The 19137-nt window shown below is 62.3% G+C and carries 15 protein-coding genes; 10 read left to right on the forward strand and 5 right to left on the reverse strand.

The features are described 5' to 3' along the window. Nucleotides 1-117: 117 nt before the first annotated feature. The 4 genes from ispG to CVS30_RS15435 all read left to right on the forward strand — a co-directional run bounded on the left by ispG (nt 118) and on the right by CVS30_RS15435 (nt 4937). Nucleotides 118-1284, forward strand: a complete 1167-nt coding sequence (gene ispG, locus CVS30_RS15420) for a flavodoxin-dependent (E)-4-hydroxy-3-methylbut-2-enyl-diphosphate synthase (RefSeq protein WP_110486492.1) — start codon at nt 118-120, stop codon at nt 1282-1284. Between the two features lie 19 nt (nt 1285-1303). Further along, the gene (locus tag CVS30_RS15425; protein ID WP_306418786.1) at nt 1304-2134 is read left to right on the forward strand and encodes a GNAT family N-acetyltransferase; all 831 of its coding nucleotides are present in this window, start codon (nt 1304-1306) and stop codon (nt 2132-2134) included. Between the two features lie 229 nt (nt 2135-2363). Beyond that, nucleotides 2364-4391, forward strand: coding sequence for an oxidoreductase (locus CVS30_RS15430; protein ID WP_110486450.1), 2028 nt, complete (start codon nt 2364-2366; stop codon nt 4389-4391). Next, the gene (locus CVS30_RS15435) at nt 4392-4937 is read left to right on the forward strand and encodes a PadR family transcriptional regulator (protein WP_110486451.1); all 546 of its coding nucleotides are present in this window, start codon (nt 4392-4394) and stop codon (nt 4935-4937) included. Here the strand turns inward: CVS30_RS15435 and CVS30_RS15440 are convergent. Together CVS30_RS15440 and CVS30_RS15445 are read right to left on the reverse strand one after the other, a co-directional pair. Continuing rightward, a complete protein-coding gene (locus CVS30_RS15440; RefSeq protein WP_245934636.1) occupies nt 4934-5689 on the reverse strand; it encodes an ABC transporter permease in 756 nt (251 codons plus the stop codon). The genes CVS30_RS15435 and CVS30_RS15440 overlap by 4 nt on opposite strands. Continuing rightward, a complete protein-coding gene (locus tag CVS30_RS15445; protein ID WP_110486452.1) occupies nt 5689-6495 on the reverse strand; it encodes an ABC transporter ATP-binding protein in 807 nt (268 codons plus the stop codon). Before CVS30_RS15445 ends, CVS30_RS15440 begins: the two co-directional genes overlap by 1 nt. A 251-nt stretch (nt 6496-6746) precedes the next feature. On the opposite strand from CVS30_RS15445, the gene CVS30_RS15450 reads away from it, so the two are divergent. Together CVS30_RS15450 and CVS30_RS15455 are read left to right on the forward strand one after the other, a co-directional pair. Beyond that, a complete protein-coding gene (locus CVS30_RS15450; RefSeq protein WP_110486453.1) occupies nt 6747-8540 on the forward strand; it encodes a proline--tRNA ligase in 1794 nt (597 codons plus the stop codon). 101 nt (nt 8541-8641) lie between these two features. Continuing rightward, nucleotides 8642-9442 (forward strand): sulfite exporter TauE/SafE family protein, encoded by an 801-nt coding sequence (locus CVS30_RS15455; RefSeq protein ID WP_110486454.1) that lies wholly within the window; start codon nt 8642-8644, stop codon nt 9440-9442. Between the two features lie 27 nt (nt 9443-9469). Here the strand turns inward: CVS30_RS15455 and CVS30_RS15460 are convergent, their stop codons facing one another. The 3 genes from CVS30_RS15460 to CVS30_RS15470 form a co-directional block, all read right to left on the reverse strand. Beyond that, nucleotides 9470-10456 carry an aminoglycoside phosphotransferase family protein gene (locus tag CVS30_RS15460; RefSeq protein ID WP_110486455.1) on the reverse strand — a complete coding sequence of 329 codons (987 nt, stop codon included), beginning with the start codon at nt 10454-10456 and terminating at the stop codon, nt 9470-9472. A 65-nt stretch (nt 10457-10521) separates the two neighbouring features. Further along, nucleotides 10522-11253, reverse strand: coding sequence for a VIT1/CCC1 transporter family protein (locus CVS30_RS15465; RefSeq protein ID WP_110486456.1), 732 nt, complete (start codon nt 11251-11253; stop codon nt 10522-10524). 91 nt (nt 11254-11344) lie between these two features. Beyond that, nucleotides 11345-13750 carry a DUF4439 domain-containing protein gene (locus tag CVS30_RS15470; protein WP_110486457.1) on the reverse strand — a complete coding sequence of 802 codons (2406 nt, stop codon included), beginning with the start codon at nt 13748-13750 and terminating at the stop codon, nt 11345-11347. A gap of 168 nt (nt 13751-13918) precedes the next feature. Here CVS30_RS15470 and rimP point away from each other — a divergent pair, with 168 nt between their 5' ends. The 4 genes from rimP (at nt 13919) to infB (ending at nt 19062) form a co-directional block, all read left to right on the forward strand. Next, nucleotides 13919-14548 carry a ribosome maturation factor RimP gene (gene rimP, locus CVS30_RS15475; RefSeq protein WP_110486458.1) on the forward strand — a complete coding sequence of 210 codons (630 nt, stop codon included), beginning with the start codon at nt 13919-13921 and terminating at the stop codon, nt 14546-14548. A gap of 2 nt (nt 14549-14550) precedes the next feature. Then, a complete protein-coding gene (nusA, locus tag CVS30_RS15480; RefSeq protein ID WP_110486459.1) occupies nt 14551-15522 on the forward strand; it encodes a transcription termination factor NusA in 972 nt (323 codons plus the stop codon). 85 nt (nt 15523-15607) lie between these two features. Further along, nucleotides 15608-15958: a YlxR family protein gene (locus CVS30_RS18595; protein WP_110486460.1), complete on the forward strand. Its 351-nt coding sequence runs from the start codon at nt 15608-15610 to the stop codon at nt 15956-15958. Between the two features lie 176 nt (nt 15959-16134). Continuing rightward, nucleotides 16135-19062, forward strand: coding sequence for a translation initiation factor IF-2 (infB, locus tag CVS30_RS15490; protein ID WP_110486461.1), 2928 nt, complete (start codon nt 16135-16137; stop codon nt 19060-19062). The last annotated feature ends 75 nt before the right edge of the window (nt 19063-19137 follow it).

Raw genomic sequence — 19137 nt, forward strand, 5'->3', positions numbered from 1 at the left:
CACGTCACAGCGGGATCGAGCCTACAATCAACTGTAGATACTGCGAGATTCCTTAGTGGTGCCACAAGCCGGTGCAACTGCCGCAATATTTGATCGATGAACTCCAAGGAGCATATTTTGACCTCCGTCAGTCTTGGCATGCCGCCATTGCCGCCGCCAGTCCTTGCACCCCGCCGTAAGACCCGGCAAATCAAGGTCGGCTCGGTAGGTGTCGGTTCGGATTCGCCCATCAGCGTGCAGTCCATGACGACCACACCAACCACTGACATCAACGGCACGTTGCAGCAGATCGCTGAATTGACGGCGTCCGGTTGCGATATCGTGCGTGTGGCCTGCCCGTCGCAGGACGATGCTGATGCGCTGCCCATCATCGCCAAGAAGTCGCAAATTCCCGTGATCGCGGACATTCACTTCCAGCCGAAGTATGTTTTTGCCGCGATCGAGGCAGGGTGCGCCGCCGTGCGTGTCAACCCCGGAAACATTCGCAAGTTTGACGACCAGGTCAAGCAGATCGCTCAGGCCGCGAAGGATCACGGCACCAGCATTCGCATCGGCGTGAACGCCGGTTCCCTGGAGCCGGGCATCATGAAGAAGTACGGCAAGGCCACCCCGGAGGCACTCGTGGAGTCCGCCGTCTGGGAAGCGTCCTTGTTCGAGGAGCACGGCTTCCACGACTTCAAGATCTCCGTGAAACACAATGACCCCGTCATTATGGTTGCCGCCTATGAAATGCTCGCCGAACAGGGCGACTGGCCGCTGCACCTGGGTGTGACCGAGGCTGGTCCCGCGTTCCAAGGCACCATCAAGTCCGCCACGGCCTTCGGCGCCTTGCTCGCCAAGGGTATCGGCGACACCATCCGAGTTTCCCTCTCCGCCCCGCCGGTTGAGGAAATCAAGGTCGGTAATCAGATTCTGCAGTCCCTGAACCTGCGCCCGCGCAAGCTGGAAATTGTTTCCTGCCCCTCCTGTGGCCGCGCCCAGGTTGATGTGTACAAGCTGGCCGAAGAAGTAACCGCCGGCCTTGAAGGCATGGAAGTGCCGTTGCGCGTTGCCGTCATGGGCTGCGTCGTCAATGGTCCCGGCGAGGCCCGCGAGGCCGACCTGGGTGTGGCGTCCGGTAACGGCAAGGGCCAGATCTTCGTTAAGGGAGAAGTCATCAAGACTGTTCCTGAGGATCAAATTGTTGAGACACTCATTGAAGAAGCCATGAAGATCGCCGAACAGATGGAGTCCGACGCGGATGACACGACTGTCCAGGGTGGCCCCGTGGTTACCGTTTCCTAGAGGAACGCACCACAGCCCGGTGCGCGTCTTGGTCCACGCGGACACGGACGCGCTCCGGGCCTTGATCGCGCGCGATCGCGTCGCGAATGTTTTCGTCGACTCCCTAGTCCGCGAAAACAACAGTGCCGTGCCCACCTTTCGTGGCTCGGTAATGTTGGGTTTGTTTGCGGACGACGGCGTGACGCTGGCTGCCGCCTGTTGGGTGGGTTCCAATGTGGTCCCCATCGAAGCCACCGCGGAGCAGGCGACGCACTTTGGGCACTGGGTCGTTGACCATCAGCAACAGCATGCCTCCATCTTTGGCCCCGCCGAACCCACCCTGGCCATCGCCGAGGTCATGCGCAAGGCCGGTGTTCAGGCGCAAGAGGTCCGTGCGAATCAGCCCTTGCTGACCATTGCTGGTCCGCCACTTATTCCGGCCAGTCCCTCCCTGCTCGTCAGCCAGAGCGGACAATTTGACGAGATCCTCCTTGCCGCGGCAGCCATGTTCGAGGAAGAGGTGGGTTACTCACCCTTCCTCGGCGGCGAGGGAAATTACCGTCGACGCGTGGCCTGGCTGATAAGTCATGGATACTCCCTGAGCCATTGCGAGCCCCACGGGGAGGTCATCTTCAAGGCAGATCTGGGCGCCGTGACACCCCACGTGACCCAAATACAGGGCGTCTGGATGAACCCGCGCTTTCGCGGCCAAGGCCTGAGCGCTGCATACATGGCGGCCGTGGTGAATTTGTCCCGCCAGCACGCTCCCATCGCGAGTTTGTACGTCAATGACTACAACATTCGAGCCCGAGCTGTCTATGAACAGGTTGGTTTTGAGCAGGTTGGCACTTTCGCCACGGTCTTGTTCTAGTCCACGTCCCATTCCTAAATTGACCCGTCATATAACGCCCCTTCACCTCGGGCATAGCGGCGTCATATGGCGACTCAACGGAGGGGACGAGGCGCAGCGGCCCTGGGTGCCCAGATGGCTCCGAAATTGCCCACTAGGGTGCTCCGGAATCAGAAATTCCCCCAAAATGTTATGCCGGTCACCTTTCTGCGCTACGATTATGCAACTTGTTGCGCAAAGGAGTGCATGAATGAATGCTGGCCAGTATCCCCACCTATTTGCCCCGTTGAATCTCGGGTTCACGACCCTGCCAAACCGCGTGATCATGGGGTCCATGCACGTGGGGCTCGAGGAGCTCCCCGGTGGATTCGACCGCATGGCCGCCTTATACGCTGAGCGGGCCCGCGGCGGAGTCGGGCTCATGGTCACCGGCGGCATCTCGCCCAATGACGCCGGCCGTCCCATGCAGGGCGGTGCCAAGCTCAGTACAGAAGAGGAAGCACGGCGCCATGAGGTAGTGACGGCGGCCGTGCATGCCGAGGGATCCAAGATTGCGCTCCAACTCCTGCACTTCGGTCGCTACGCCTCACACACCGAGCTCGTCGCACCCAGCGCGCTTCAGGCCCCCATCAGCCCCTTGACGCCCCACGCCCTGACAGGGGACGAGGTGGAGCAAACCATCGAGGACTTCGCCCACGCCGCCGCACTCGCGCAGTCCGCCGGCTACGACGGCGTTGAAATCATGGGGTCGGAGGGCTATCTGATCAATGAATTCGTGGCTCTGCGCACCAATCAGAGGGACGACGAATGGGGCGGCACCTACGAGAACCGGATGCGCTTCGCCGTGGAGATCGTCCGTCGTGTCCGGGAGCGGGTGGGGGAGAACTTCATCATCATCTATCGCCTGTCGATGATCGACCTGGTCGAGGGCGGCTCAACCCTTCCGGAGGTCATCGAGCTGGCCCAGGCCGTGGAGCAGGCCGGGGCGAGCATCATCAACACCGGCATCGGCTGGCACGAGGCCCGCATTCCCACCATCGCGACCTCGGTTCCGCGCGCCGGGTTCGCCTGGGTCACCAAGAAGCTCATGGGCTCCGTGGGCATTCCGCTGATCACGACCAACCGCATCAACACCCCCGACGTCGCCGAGCGCCTTCTGGCCGATGGCACCGCGGATATGGTCTCCATGGCCCGACCCTTCCTAGCCGACCCGTTCTTCCTGCGTAAGGCGCAGACCGGTCGTAGCGATGAGATCAATAGTTGCATCGGCTGCAATCAGGCCTGCCTCGATCACACCTTCGTTGGGAAGACCTCCTCTTGCCTGGTCAATCCGCGGGCCTGCCACGAAACCGAGCTCGTCATCGAGGCCACCACGACGCCGCGGAAGCTGGCCGTCGTGGGCGCCGGTCCGGCCGGTCTTGCCTTCGCCGTGACGGCCGCCGAACGTGGTCACCACGTGACGCTCTTCGAGTCCGCCGCTGAGGTGGGTGGCCAGTTCAACATCGCCAAGCAGGTTCCGGGCAAGGAAGAATTTTACGAGACCATCAGGTATTTCACCCGCCAGCTCGAGCTCCGCGGCATCGACGTGCACCTCAACACGCGAGCCAATGTCGAGACCCTGCTGGCGGGCAGCTTCGATCAGATCGTCCTCGCCACGGGTGTCACGCCGCGCATCCCCGAGTTCGACGGCGTCGATCACCCCAGCGTGCTCTCTTACCTCGAGGTGGTGCGCGACAAGGCTCCCGTGGGCGCCTCTGTGGCGATCCTCGGCGCGGGCGGCATTGGGTTTGACGTGGCCGAGTACCTCACGGCGCATGGCACGAGTGCCTCGCTTGTGCCGGAGAAGTTCTTCCGGGAATGGGGCATCGATCCGGACTACACCCAGGCCGGTGGGATCACCGAGGCCGCGCCGCCGCGCCCGGACCGCCGCGTTGCCCTCTTCCAGCGCAAGAGCAGCAAGGTCGGTGCCGGACTGGGCAAGACCACGGGCTGGATTCACCGCACCGAGCTCAAAGCCAAGGGGGTTCAGATGGTGCCCGGCGTGGAGTACCAAAAGATTGACGACGCCGGACTCCACCTCCGCGTCAACGGCACCGACACGGTCCTCCCCGTCGACAACGTCATCCTCTGTACGGGACAAGAACCTCAGCGCGAACTCCTCGCGGGGCTGGAAGCTGGTGGCGCCGTCGTCCATCTCATTGGGGGAGCGGACGTCGCGGCGGAACTGGACGCCAAGCGGGCCATCGATCAGGGCACCCGGCTGGCGGCGCGACTCTAAATGTCGTTGACACATGCCATCCTGACGTCGCTGCTGGAGCGGCCCTGCACGGGCGCGGAGCTGGCGCGGCGTTTTGATAAGTCGCTGGGCTATTTTTGGCAGGCCACGCATCAGCAGATTTATCGCGAGCTCGGCGCCATGGAGCGCGATGGGCTCGTGGCGGCGCGGGGCCTGCCGTCCACGCGCGGGCAGCAACGCCATTTTGAGGTATTGGAGGCGGGCACTGCCGAGCTGCTTGACTGGTGCGGCGGGCAGGGGGAGCCGCGCCCCATTCGTGACGAACTCATGGTGCGCATCCGCGCCTCGGCCGTGTTGGGAACGGTGGATGTCACGCGGGAGCTGCGGCGTCATCAGGGGCTGCACGAGGAAACGTTGCAGCGCTACCAGCTCATCGACGCGAAGGACTTTCCGCCCGCCGTGAACCGATCCGCGGCCGACGAGCTGCAAAGGGCAGTCTTACAGGCCGGTATTGCCTTCGAGCGCTCGTGGTTGGCCTGGTGCGCGCAAACTTTGCATGACTTGAGCCACGCCGCGCAGCAGCCCTAACGGGTTTGCCGGCGCAGCGTCAAGGAGGCCAGCACCAGCACCACCACCACGAATCCGGCGATGACCAACAGGTCGCCGCCGAGATCCCGTGTGGGGTCGGGGTGGGCGGCGACTTCCTGCAAACCGCTCACGGCGTAACTCAGGGGCAGAAGGTTAGAGAGCCCCTCCAGCGCCGCGTTCATCTGATCCCGTGCCACGAACAAGCCACACAACAGGATCTGTGGGATCACCACGACCGGCATGAACTGTACGGCCTGAAACTCCGTCGTGGCAAAGGCCGAGCACAACAGCCCCAACGCGACACCGAGCACGGCCGTGAGGACCGAGATTAGGACCACCCAGCCGGCATTGCCTGCGATCTTCATGCCAAACACCCAATACGCGGTTCCCGTGGCAACAAGCGCCTGCAACGCGGCCATGATGGAGAACGCGAGGGCGTAACCAAACAGCAGATCGGCCTTGTGGATGGGCGTGGTCAGCAAGCGCTCCAGTGTGCCCGAGGTGCGTTCGCGCAGCATCGTGATGGAGGTGACGAGGAACATCACCACGAAGGGGAAGATCCCCAGCATCATCAGGCCCACACGGTCAAAGGTACGAGGCAGCCCCGGTGCCACGGTCTCGTTTTCGTATAGCCAGTACACCAACGCCAACAAGATGGCTGGCACCACCAAGATCATGCCAATGCTCCGAGGATCACCCTTAAGCTGGCGCAGCACCCGAGTGCACGTCGCCCACATCATGCCCAGATTCATCAGGCAGTCCTTTCCTCGGCGGCCATGGATTCTTGGATGAGCCGGAGAAACGCCAGCTCCAGATCATCCGTTTGACCGTTCTCGCGCAGCTGAGCCGGCGTGAGTTGCGACAGGAGCAGTCCTTCGCGCAAGAGCAGGAGCGAATCACAGTGCCCGGCCTCCTCCATGACGTGGCTGGAAATGACCAGCGTGGTGCCCTCGGCGGCCAGGGCGGCAAATTGTTGCCATAAATCCGCCCGCAGCACGGGATCCAACCCCACTGTTGGTTCGTCCATGACGAGCAGTTTTGGTTTGCCCACGAGCGCACACGCCAAGGACACCCGGCTAAATTGCCCACCAGATAAACTCCCGGCCTTCCGCTTGGCAAAATCGGAAAGCCCGACGGCGGCCAGCACCGCCTGTGCCTCATCTCGGCTGCCGCCGTGGACGGCCGAGAAGTACCGCACGTTATCGAGCACGCTCAAGTCCCGGTAGACGCTGACCTCCTGGGTGACATAGCCGACGTCGTTGCGGTTGAGCGGGTCGCCTGCCGGACGGCCCAGGACAGTGACGGTACCGGCGGAGATCTTCTGGACGCCCACGAGGGCACGCATGAAGGTGGTCTTGCCGCTGCCGGAGGGGCCCAGAAGACCTGTGATGCGTCCTGCCGGGATATTGCAGGTGATATTAGCTAGGACGGTGGACTTGCCGCGATGCACGCGCAAGCCCTCGACGCTGACGCTGATGGGCCCGTTGGTGCCTGAGGGATCGGCCGGAACCGGAGCGAAGCGCGGATCGGGTTCGGGCAACGCTGCTCTGTGGGACATCTGGGCTCCAAGGCTGCCGGTTCGTGGTCGTCTCTTTTCAAACTAGTCCCGGGTCACTGGTGTGTCCAGCATCCGCCGTCGCACCGCATGCCTCGGAGGTGGCGGTGGGATTGCCTCGTGGCGGAATTCTGTGGCTTTTCACCCGTCACCGGCCGTGCAACTGTCATGGCATGGACTGAACCGGTAGATTAGTATCTGTTCGTCCTGACTAGGGGCGGCACCTACCAACTTCAAGAAATGGAAATTTTCGCGTGGCACTTCGCCTTTCCACCCTCTTTTTACGTACTTTGCGTGAAGATCCCGCCGATGCCGAAGTAGACAGCCACCGGCTACTACTGCGCGCTGGCTACATTCGCCGCGCGGCCCCGGGCATCTACACATGGCTCCCGCTGGGCTTGCGCGTCCTGCGCAAGGTGGAAGCCATTGTGCGCGAAGAGATGGACGCGATCGGCGCCCAGGAAGTTCACTTCCCGGCGCTGCTGCCCCGTGAGCCGTACGAGGCCACGAACCGCTGGCAGGAATATGGCGATAACCTGTTCCGCCTCCAGGACCGCAAGGGCGCCGACTACCTGTTGGCCCCCACGCACGAGGAAATGTTCACGCTGCTCGTTAAGGACCTGTACTCCTCGTACAAGGACCTACCCCTGAGCCTGTACCAGATCCAGAACAAGTACCGCGACGAGGCTCGTCCCCGCGCCGGACTCCTGCGTGGCCGCGAATTCGTCATGAAGGACTCCTACTCCTTTGACATTGACGACGCCGGACTGGACGCCAGCTACATGGCTCACCGCGGTGCCTACTTGCGGATCTTTGAGCGCCTTGGCCTGGAAATCATCCCCGTTGCCGCAACAGCCGGCGCCATGGGCGGTTCCAAGAGCGAAGAGTTCTTGCACCCCATGACGGTCGGTGAGGACACCTTTGTGCGTTCTCCCGGTGGCTATGCAGCCAACGTTGAGGCCGTCACCACGGTGGTTCCCGAGGACATCGACTTCAGCAACGCCCCGACCGCGCAGGTTCTGGACACGCCGGACACGGCGACGATCGAGTCACTCGTCGCGGCCGCCAACGCCATGGCACCGCGTGCCGAAGGCGTCTGGACGGCAGCGGACACCCTCAAGAATGTGGTCCTGGCCGTTGACCTGCCCACAGGCGAGCGTCAGATCGTGGTTGTCGGCTTGCCCGGCGACCGTGACGTTGACCTCAAGCGCATCGAGGCCAACATCGGAGCACACCTGCCGATCGGTGGCGAGGTGGGTGTTGAGGCAGCCGGCGAAGCGGATCTGAAGAAGCACGCAGGACTCATCAAGGGCTACATTGGGCCTGGCCTGAGCCTGGATGCTGCGGTTCTTGGCGCAGAAGCTTCCACGAAGCTGCTCTACCTCGTTGACCCGCGCGTCGTCTCTGGAACCACCTGGATCACCGGTGCCAACGAAGAAGGCAAGCACGTCTTTGGTCTCGTGGCCGGCCGTGACTTCACCTGGGATGGCACGGTTGAAGCCGCACAGGTTCGCGAAGGCGATCCCGCTCCCGACGGATCCGGTCCGCTCGAAGCCGCCCGCGGCATCGAAATGGGTCACATCTTCGCCCTGGGGCGCAAGTACGCTGAGGCCTTGGACCTGAAGGTTCTGGACCAGAACGGCAAGCTTGCCGTGGTCACAATGGGCTCCTACGGCATCGGTGTCACCCGCGCCGTGGCCGCACTGGCTGAATCCAACCACGACGATAAGGGCCTCATCTGGCCCGCCAAGGTTGCCCCGGCCGATGTTCACGTCGTCGCCGTTGGCCGTGGTGAGGAAATCTTTGGAACAGCTGAGCAGCTCACCAAGGACCTCGAAACTGCCGGTCTGGACGTCATTTACGACGACCGTCCCAAGGTTTCCCCCGGTGTGAAGTTCGGCGATGCCGAGCTCATCGGTGTCCCCACTATCTTGGCCGTTGGCCGTGGACTGGTAGACGGTGTCGTGGAAATCAAGAACCGCGCAACTGGTGCTGCTGAAAACGTCGCCGTTGCCGAGGCTGTGCAGTACATCCTCGACCAGCAGTAATTCACTCAAGACCCGGCGAATGCCTGTGCCGGCCGTCCCACTGCGGGGTGGCCGGCACAGGTGCACGCCGGGTCTTGCCACGTCCGCAGAAGGGGACTGCAATGATTTCCGGCTTTGAAAACATCACCATGGCTACGCTCTTGTTGATTATCGTGGCGGGGTTTGCTGCCGGCTGGATCGACGCCGTCGTTGGCGGTGGCGGGCTGATCCAGCTGCCCGTCATGCTGATGATTCCCGGGATAACACCCGTTCAGGCCTTGGCAACGAACAAGATGGGCTCGATCTTCGGCACGGCGACGAGCTCGGTCACCTACTACCGGCGGGTGAAACCCGATCTGCGCACGGCCCTGCCCATGGCTGGCGTGGCGCTCGTGGGCAGCCTCTGTGGGGCGGTGGTCGCGGCGAGCCTGCCGGGCTCGGTCTTCAAACCTATTATCGTCCTCGCCCTCGTCGCCGTGTTGCTCTTCACCGCGTCCAAACCCAATGTTGGAGAGCTGACGGCGCTCCGTCATTCGGGGCGGACGCACTATGTGGTGGCGGCGTGTATTGGTGGTTTGATCGGCTTTTACGACGGCCTGATCGGCCCCGGCACAGGATCATTCCTTGTCATCGCCATGGTGACGCTCATGGGCTATGCCTTCCTCGAAGCAAGCGCCAAGGCCAAGATCGTCAACCTGGCCACCAACGCCGGTGCACTGATGTTTTTCCTGCCGCATGGATCGCTGCTGTGGGGTGTCGGGCTCGTCCTGGGAGGAGCCAATATGGCCGGCGGCTACTTGGGCGCCCGCACCGCGGTGAAGCAGGGCAGCAAGTTCATTCGAATCGTGTTCCTTGTGGTCGTCGCCGTGCTGATCATCAAGCTCGGCATCGACGTCCTCAACGAAAATATCCTCCACCGCTAGGCGCCCCCAGGCGAGGATGGCAGGTGGCTAGGACAGCACGCTGAGTTGATGCGCGCTGGGTAGCCCAGGGAGGGTCTTTCCGGCCATGGTGCTGGCGACCCACAAGGATCGTTGTGCGTCGCCGACATGGCCCGGACTCTCCAGATACCACAGCGCATTTTCGACCTCTCGAACCACGGCCCAGGCGGCAGAGAGCTCCTCATCGAGCCCGGCCGCCTGAGCTAGTGCAGAAGAACGACGGCGCAGGGCCTCCTCCACGTTTCGTTCAGGCAGCTCGTGCAATCGATTCCAGAGACAGGGCGCCACGGCGAACTCGGCGTCTCCCAGTTGCGCCTGTGGGTCGATGGCTAGATAGTGCCCACCGTCTAGGCTCGCCAAGATGTTTTGGTAGTGCAGATCCGTGTGGACCAAAACGTCATTGCTGCTGCGGCGGGCCACGGATCCCCGGGTTTGGCAGAGTTCTAACGCTGATTCGAGGAGCCAGCGCGGGAAAGGCTCACCGAGATCGCTCCACCGCTGCGGCAATTCATCGCAATAACGTTCGGCCGTTCCTGCGATGTGCGGCAGTTGCCGCCACTCCGGACGGTCATCGGGACGAATGCTCAGGGTCCTCAGCAACTCGCCCCAGACGGTGATGGCTTCCTCCATAGGAGCTGTCAGCAAGGAGCGGTCCGCGTCGAGTCGCTCCATGAGCATGGCCCCGATTGAATCGTCCTCTTCCATGAGCTCGAGAACTCCATGCCCGGCCCACAGCCGCAGCGCGAGCGGTTCCAGAAGCGTCTCTTCCGTGGGGAAGGCCAACTTCAAGACGGCCTTCATCCCGTTGTGGGTGAGCACGGGGAGCACCATGGCGGTGTGTCCATGCCACGGCGCAGCGCCCACGGCCAGATCTATGCTCAGCTGCCATTGATGGAGGGCTTGCTCGAGTCGAGCCGGCAGCTGCTCCAGCCACGTCCGTCCCTCAAGGGTTTGGCGGTACCGCAATCGCAGGGGTTCAGGAATTTCAACTCTCATGGACACACCCTCGAGCTTAGCCGGTGGCACCCAGGTGAGGCGTGCGCCGTCGTCCGTAGTTGTGACTAACTCAGGAGTCCGCTCGCCCCGAGAAGACTGCCGATGGCAAACGTTGCGGCCAACGCCAGAGCGCCGCCAAGGACCACGCGGGCTGCCGCCCGGAAGCGCGAGCCGCCGCCGATGACCGCCCCGATCCAGCCGGTGATGCCAAGGGCCAGGAGCACGGCGATGAACGTCACGGGGACCCGGAGGCCTTCGGGCGGGAGCAAAATGGCCGCCATGGGGAGAACCGCGCCAAGGATGAAGGCGATGGCCGAGGCGAACGCGGCATGCCAGGGGCTGACGACGTCGTCCACGTCGAGGTTGAGCTCGGCCGAGAGGTGGGCGCCGAGGGCATCAAATTCGGTGAGTTCTTCGGCCACAAGTGCGGCCGTGGCGGGGGAGAGGCCCTTGTGTTCGTAGGCGCGGGCCAGGCGTTCCAGATTTTCCCGAGGGGATCGTCTCAGTTCGGCGCGTTTGGCCGCGATCATAGAGCGTTGGCTGTCGCGTTGGCTGCTGACGGAGACGTACTCGCCCAAGGCCATGGAGATGGCGCCGCCAACAAGTGCCGCCATACCAGCGGTGATGATGGGGCCAACTTCCGTTGTTGCCCCGGCCACGCCGACAGCAACAGCTGCGACGGAGACGATGCCGTCATTGGCGCCTAAAACGCCTGCCCGCAGCCAGTTCAGGCGTTGGGCGATGTCTCCCGTGAAGGAGCGCTCTCGAGGTGGGGTGAGTTGCTCGACTCGCTTCATAATCCTAGCAAAGCACTCCTGAGTTTGCGCCGCTACCAAGGAAAGGATGTCCTCGCGAAGGTTTGGCTTTCCTGAGTTCTCCGCCTGCGAATCAGGAGGTGGGCAGGCCTGACAGGGCGCTGATCGAGCCGCCCCAAAGCACTTCGGTGGATGCTGAGTCGAGGAGCCAGGAGACGGAGATTTTACGCAGCTCGGTCGGGTTGGCCGATGACTTCCCCTCGGCAACTGCTGGGGGTGCGGGCGCGTCAGTTGTTTCAACGGCGGGAGCGGAACTGAGCGCTGCAAGGTCGGCGTACAGGCGCGTCAGATCCGCTTCCAACGCGGCCAGAGCTGGAGCAGGGGCGGTCGTGAATTGGGCGTCGAGGGCGTAGCCAGCGGTGGCTTCTGTCTGAGGCAAGCAGCGGACTTTCAGCTCTTCATTGAGCACCTTGAGCTTGGTTTGATGACGGGCGAGGAGGCCCGCCGAGGTGCTGAACTGCGGCTCGGATAGGCGGGTTGTGGCGACCTGGTAGGCGTAGACAGCCTCCTGTTCGCCCAAAGCCGCTGCGCGCAGTGCTGAATCAATCGTGACCCCGGGGCGAGGCTCTAGGACCGATTTGCATTCGGGCCCCTTGGGGGCGGCGAAGTCGACGCGGACAGGGAGGAATGCCGAGCTCGGTGACGTCGAGCCGGCCGCTGTGCTGAGGTTTTGCGCCTGCAGGAGCTGGCTTGTCCCGGCAGCGGCAAAGACTCGTCCCATGGCTTGGTCAGCTGTTAAGGCGCTACTGAGGAGCTCACCACCGCTGGCGTTGAGTGCCACAACGAAGTCGCTCAGGGTCGCGGGCGCACTGCTCGTTGGGCTGTTGCTGGCGGACTCCTCGTGGGGGAGACCATCCCCGAGAGCGAGAGCCTGCGCCGAAAGATCGGTGGTGATATGATCCAGCGCTTCCAGGACCTTGGGAGCCGTGGCTGACGTGGCCAGTGCTGCCCCCTGGGTGGCCAAGGAGCTCGTGCGTTCCCAGGCCGCCTGACGATTCAGCTCGGTTTGTGATTGTTTGAGCGTGGGATCGTCCTTGCCGGAGAGTACTGTTCCGGTGCCCACCACGACGGCGGCAATGACCACCATGAAGAAGAAGCCCTTCAAGAAGGAGAAGGGGCGCTTTCGCTTCTTCTCTTCTGAACCATTGTGCGGATCAACTTTTGACCTCGCCGATGAGGCGTCACTGAGGGGAGCTGTTGCGGCTTCCTTGACGGCGTCCGTTGTGCGAGTCGCGGCCAGCACATCGGCCGGACCAGCTTCAGAGCCCAGCTTCTGCTCTGCCATGCGTCGTTCGCGGCGCGACATCGGGGCCGGTTCAGAGTCAACCTCATCAGCGGTATCCGCTGACTCATCCGTTGCTGCGGTGTCGGACTTTTCAGCCAGCTCGGTGGCTTCAGAGTCCGCAACGCTGGCGGGCTCGGTGGGAGCCTCTTCATTCTCGAGCTTGGTGGAAGCCGCTTCCTTCGAGGCTTCGGTATCATGTGAGGTGCTCTCAGAATCTGCTGAATCGTCGGGATCTTCTCCGTCTGCCGGCACAACTGGAGCGTCGTCACTCTTGTCGTCGGAAGGCGGCGCTTCGTTCGTATCAGAGGTACTTGATTCCGGCGCCGTTTCACTGACTGCGGCAGCGGGCGCTGGATCTTCTGCTGCATCCGGGGAAGCTTTGTCGGCGTCCTCGATGGAGGACTGTTCTGGAGAAGGTTCGGCGTCGCCCGAGGCGTCATCAGGCGTGGATGCGCCATCATCTGTCGCCTCAATATCGGCAACCTCGGAAGGCTCCGTCGGGGTGTCCTTGCTGCTGTTGTCTGAGGCAGGTTCTTCGTTTTCGCTAGAAACGGGGGCCGCTTCGTCCACTGCGTCAGTTGCGTCCGCTTCTTCCGTCTCGGCGTCGCTTGCGGCCACAGCCTCATCAGCAGTTATAGTTTCGCCGGTGGACGCGGCAGGCGTGGATGCACCATTATCCGTCGCTTCATTGTCGGCGCCCTCGGAAGGCTCCGTCGGGGCGTCCTTGCCGCTGTTGTCTGAGGCAGGTTCTTCGTTCTCGCTAGAAACGGGGGCCGATTCGTCCGCTGCGTGAGTTGCGTCCGCTTCTTCCGTCTCGGCGTCGCTTGCGGCCACAGCCTCATCAGCAGTTACTGTTTCGCCGGTGGACGCGTCCGGAGCGTCGTCTCCGTCGACAGCCGACTTGTCTGGGGTCGCACCCTCATGGGGAGGTCGGGGAGCCGCATTGGGGGAGTGTCCGGCGTCGTCGGTTGACGACGGTGACACACCGCTCTCAGGCGAGGCGGGGATAACCATGCCATCGGCGCCAACTACGAGGAGCGGCGGCGTGATGCTGGCAGCCTTCGAGGGGGCGCCGGCGGGCGCCGTGGCGCGGCGCGGACCTTTACGAGGGCTCTTCCCCGAAGGGGTGGTCGGCAGCGTGGCCTTGGCGGGAAGGGAAGCGTTCGGCTCGGCCTGAGAATGTGGATTGCTCACAACTGTTGATCATCTCATGAGTGCCCTCGTCGGAGCACACTTTGAAAAGGCTAGGAACGAATTCGAAAAAGAGTGCGTCCATAGTCACACTCTTTGAGTAAAGCGCAAGAGCCGGAAACTCGGTAGTCTATATAACTACAACAACATCAATAGGGAGGCGTGCGTTTTATGACGAAGCCAGACAGGTCCAAAATGGCCGCACGCTCAGGGACTACGCCCTCAGCATCGGATGCCATTGCTGAAGCGCAGAGACTACATTCATTCCTTGCCCCTACGGTTGAAGCCGCGAATCTGTTCCTCGAAGACGTCAAGGTGCACTTCGCAGGAGCTCACCGCACTGTTTCCATCATTGTTGATTTGCCTGAAGATGAGGCGGGAGGCGTAGGCCTCGATGCGATCTCATCGATTTCGCGAGAACTCTCCGACGCCATGGACACCGATCCTAACGATGACGGCAGCGCCTATGATCTGGAGATCTCCTCACCTGGTGCAACGCGTCCCCTGACAGAACCCCGCCACTGGCGCCGTGCTTTGGGTCGCATGGCCAAGGTCAACGCTTCGGATCGGGAGAACTTCATGGGCCGAATTTTGGCAGTGGAGGACGACGGCGTGCTGTTCCGTCCGGAACTTGCGGTCAAGAAGGGCATGAAAGCCAAGCAGGGCGAACCCGAAAAAATCTTGTTTACGGTCATTCGCCGTGGTGTTGTTGAACTGGAATTTGCTCGTCTCGATGAGGCTGAGCTCGATTTGGAATTTGAACCGACGAGCGGCAACGCAGTCGATGGAGAGGGAAACTGAGCATGGATATTGATATGAGCGCGCTTCGCGAACTGGAGCGCCAACGGGAAATTCCCCTGGATGTGCTGATCCCGACCATTGAGCAGGCACTGCTGATGGCCTACCATAAGTCAGCCACCGCCCACGATATGGCTCGTGCGGAACTCGATCGCAAGAGCGGCCACGTCACCATTTTCGCTGCCGAGCTCGACGACGACGGAAACGCCATCGGCGAATTCGACGACACCCCGAAGGGCTTCGGTCGCATCGCCGCCAGCACCGCCCGCCAGATCATCCTGCAGCGCCTTCGCGACGCCGAGGACGACGCTGTTGTTGGCGAATTCCGCGGCAAGGAAGGCGAGCTTGTTGCCGGCCAGATCCAGCAGGGCACCAACCGCAACATGATCCAGGTTGACCTGGGTGCCGTTGAAGGCGTTTTGCCTCCCAACGAGCAGGTTCCCGGCGAAGACTACCGCCACGGCAACCGCATCCGCACCTTCGTTGTGGACGTCCACCGCGGCACCAAGGGCCCGGCCATCACCTTGTCACGTTCACACCCGGGACTCGTTCGGAAGCTCTTCGAAATGGAAGTTCCTGAGATCGCCGACGGCACCGTCGAGATCGTTTCCTTGGCTCGTGAAGCCGGTCACCGCACCAAGATGGCTGTTCAGGCGAACAAGGCTGGCGTCAATGCCAAGGGTTCCTGCATCGGCGAGATGGGTTCACGCGTTCGCGCAGTCATGACCGAACTCAACGACGAAAAGATCGACATCGTTGATTTTCATGAGGATCCGGCCACATTCATCGCGAACTCCCTCTCTCCCTCGAAGGTGATTTCTGTCACCATCCTGGATGAGGCTTTGCGCTCAGCCCGCGTGGTAGTTCCGGATTATCAGCTGTCGTTGGCCATCGGTAAGGAAGGTCAGAACGCCCGCTTGGCCGCCAAGCTCACCGGATGGCGCATCGACATCGTCTCCGACGCCGCGGCGGTTTAGGTCTGCGGTCGCGCCGCGCGGTAGAATAAGAAGAACCGGGCCCGAAACTGCCCTGACACCCTCAATACCTAGAAGGCATGCACAGTTGGCGAAGAGAGAAGTTGCAGCGCAGTCAGTAGACGCGCAGGGCAATTCAATCGAAGCCAGCGAAGCTGTTCGGACATGTATTGGGTGCAGGAAAAGTGGGGCACGGAATCAACTAGTTCGGATCGTGAGATCAACTAACAGCTCCGGTGAAACGGTGGCATTAGTTGATGTTCGACGTTCTCGCCCTGGTCGTGGAGCTTGGCTCCACCCCATCGCGGAGTGTTGGACGCTCGCGATCAAACGCCGCGCCATTGGCCGGGCCCTTCCGGGGGTCACCAATGTTGGAGACGTTGAAGCATTTGCACAAAACGGTCTGCCGCACTTGGCAGACCACGCCATACGAACCTAATTGTCCCTTTTGTGAAAGCGGGTCAGAAAACCGATGGAAACCCGATGAGTACCCAGCGATGAGTGCCCAAAAATGAGCATCTTTGTGCTCTCTCATACCGCCCATTCCAACGTGGAACGGTGCAGTAAGAATTAAACGGTTCGTACCTGTCCGGTGCGGGCCGAGACAGGAGTAATGTGGCCAAGGCCCGCGTACACGAGCTTGCAAAAGAGCTCGGCATCACCTCAAAAGAAGCAGTAAGTAAGCTGCAGGAGTTGGGCGAATTCGTTCGTTCAGCATCATCAACTATTGAGGCCCCCGTTGTGAAGAAACTTCGCGACGCATTCCCCGCAGCAGCTTCGGCTGCTGAGTCCAAGCCTGCAGCAGCCGCACCGGCTGCTCCGAAGGCTGCTGAGCCCCAGGCAGCTGCTGCCACCAAGACCGCTGCACCGGCCACGCCGGGTGCTGTTGTTCCTGGCCCGAAGGCTCCCGCGCCGGCTGTAAAGCCCGGCGCCAAGGCAACTCCGGCTGCTCCGGCACCCGCTGCTGCCGCTCCGGCGGCGCCTGCTGGAGCGGCCCCGGCCGCTCCAGCAGCAGCTCCCGCTGCCGCTGCACCCAAGGCTGCCGCTGCTAAGTCGGCAACACCGGGCGCCCCGCGTCCGGGTAACAACCCCTTCGCCACCTCACAGGGCATGCCGCGTTCAGGCAACCGCCCCGAGCGCAACGAAGGCCGTAACGAATCTCGCAACGAGGCCCGTAACGACAGCCGCGCTCCGCGTCCGGCTGGCGCCGGTGCGCCGCGTCCGGGTAACAACCCGTTCGCTACCGCACAGGGCATGCCCCGTCCGGGTTCGGCACGTAACCCTGAAGCTGGCAACGGCGGACCTCGCCCGGGTGGACCACGTCCCCCGGCTGGTGCTCCCCGTCCGGGCGCACCGCGTCCGGCAGGTGCCCCCGGTGCTGGTGGACCTCGTCCCGCAGCTGGCGCTCCGCGCCCGGGTGGTCCCCGTCCCACTCCCGGCATGATGCCGAACCGCACCGAGCGCCCCGCTGCGCCCGGTCGTGGAAATGACCGTCCCGGTGCTCCGGGCCGTGGCCGTCCGGGTGCTCCCGGCGCAACTCCCGGTGGCGCTCCAGGTGGAGCTCCCGCTGGTGGTGGCTTCGGCAAGGGTGGCCGCGGTCGCGGTGGTACCCAGGGTGCCTTCGGTAAGGGCGGCGCAGGCCGTGGCAAGCAGCGCAAGTCGAAGCGTGCCAAGCGCCAAGAGCTAGAGCAGATGAGTGCTCCTTCACTTGGTGGCGTAACGGTTCCCCGCGGCAACGGCACCACCGTTGTCCGCTTGCGTCGTGGCGCGTCCATCTCGGACTTCGCCGACAAGATCGAGGCAAACCCCGCAGCACTCGTGACCGTGCTCTTCCACTTGGGCGAAATGGCTACCGCCACGCAGTCCTTGGACGAAGACACCTTCGCACTCTTGGGTGCCGAGCTGGGCTACAAGGTCCAGGTTGTTTCGCCTGAAGACGAAGAGCGCGAACTGCTCAGCAGCTTCGACATCGACTTCGAAGCCGAGCTTGAAGCTGAAGGCGACGAGGACCTCGAGCTCCGCCCGCCGGTTGTCACCGTCATGGGTCACGTTGACCATGGTAAGACCCGCTTGTTGGACGCCATCCGTAAGTCGGATGTTGTCGCTGACGAGCATGGTGGCATCACCCAGCACATCGGTGCTTACCAGATCGTGCACGAGCACGAAGGTAATGATCGTCGCATCACCTTCATCGATACACCGGGTCACGAGGCGTTCACCGCTATGCGTGCTCGTGGTGCCAAGGTCACCGACATCGCCGTTCTGGTTGTTGCCGCTGATGATGGCGTCATGCCGCAGACGGTTGAGGCGCTTAACCACGCCCAGGCCGCCGGTGTGCCGATCGTTGTAGCCGTGAACAAGATCGATAAGGAAGGCGCTAACCCGGAGAAGATCCGCGGCCAGCTGACCGAATACGGCCTCGTTCCGGAAGAATACGGTGGCGACACCATGTTCGTCGACGTTTCAGCTCGTAACGGCATCAACATCGAGGAACTCCTCGAAGCTGTGCTGTTGACCGCTGATGCTGCCCTGGACATGCGCGCCAACCCGAACAAGGACGCCCGCGGTATTGCTATCGAAGCTAACTTGGATAAGGGTCGCGGTTCCGTGGCAACTGTTCTGGTTCAGTCCGGTACCTTGCATGTCGGTGACACGATCGTTGCCGGTACGGCTCACGGCCGTGTCCGTGCCATGTTCGATGAGAACGGTGACGTCATCACCGAGGCCGGACCTTCACGTCCGGTCCAGGTTTTGGGTCTGTCCAACGTTCCCCGTGCAGGTGACACCTTCTTCGTGACAGGTGACGAGCGTACGGCTCGCCAGATCGCTGAAAAGCGTGAAGCAGCTGACCGTAACGCAGCCCTTGCCAAGCGTCGTAAGCGCATCAGCCTGGAAGACTTCGACCAGGCCGTTGCTGACGGCAAGGTTGACACCCTTAACCTCATCCTCAAGGGTGACGTCTCCGGTGCCGTTGAGGCCTTGGAAGACTCCTTGCTCAAGATCGATGTTGGCGAAGGCGTCCAGCTGCGCGTTATCCACCGCGGTGTTGGTGCTATCACGCAGAACGACGTCAACCTGGCTACCGTTGACAACGCCATCATCATCGGCTTCAACGTCAAGCCTGCTGAGCGCGTTGCCGAATTGGCTGACCGTGAAGGCGTCGACATGCGCTTCTACTCGGTCATCTACGGCGCCATCGATGACATCGAGCTGGCTCTTAAGGGCATGCTCAAGCCTGAGTACGAGGAAGCTGAACTGGGTACCGCGGAAATCCGCGAAGTATTCCGTTCCTCCAAGTTCGGCAACATCGCCGGTTCCATCGTTCGCTCCGGAACCATCCGCCGTAACACCAAGGCTCGTGTTCTCCGCGCCGGCAAGATCATCGGTGACAACCTCACCGTTGACTCGCTCAAGCGCTTCAAGGATGACGCAACCGAAGTTCGTACGGACTTCGAGTGTGGTATCGGCCTGGGATCGTTCAACGATCTGCAGCCTGAGGACATCATCCAGACGTTCGAAATGCGCGAAAAGCCGCGCGTCTAGGCCCTAGGCCTACCAACAAAGCCGGCCGGGCGTCCGCAGGGGCGACCGGCCGGCTTTGCATTCCCTAAGATGGTC

Origin of the sequence: Arthrobacter psychrolactophilus (genome assembly GCF_003219795.1) — a bacterium.
GTDB lineage: Bacteria > Actinomycetota > Actinomycetes > Actinomycetales > Micrococcaceae > Specibacter > Specibacter psychrolactophilus.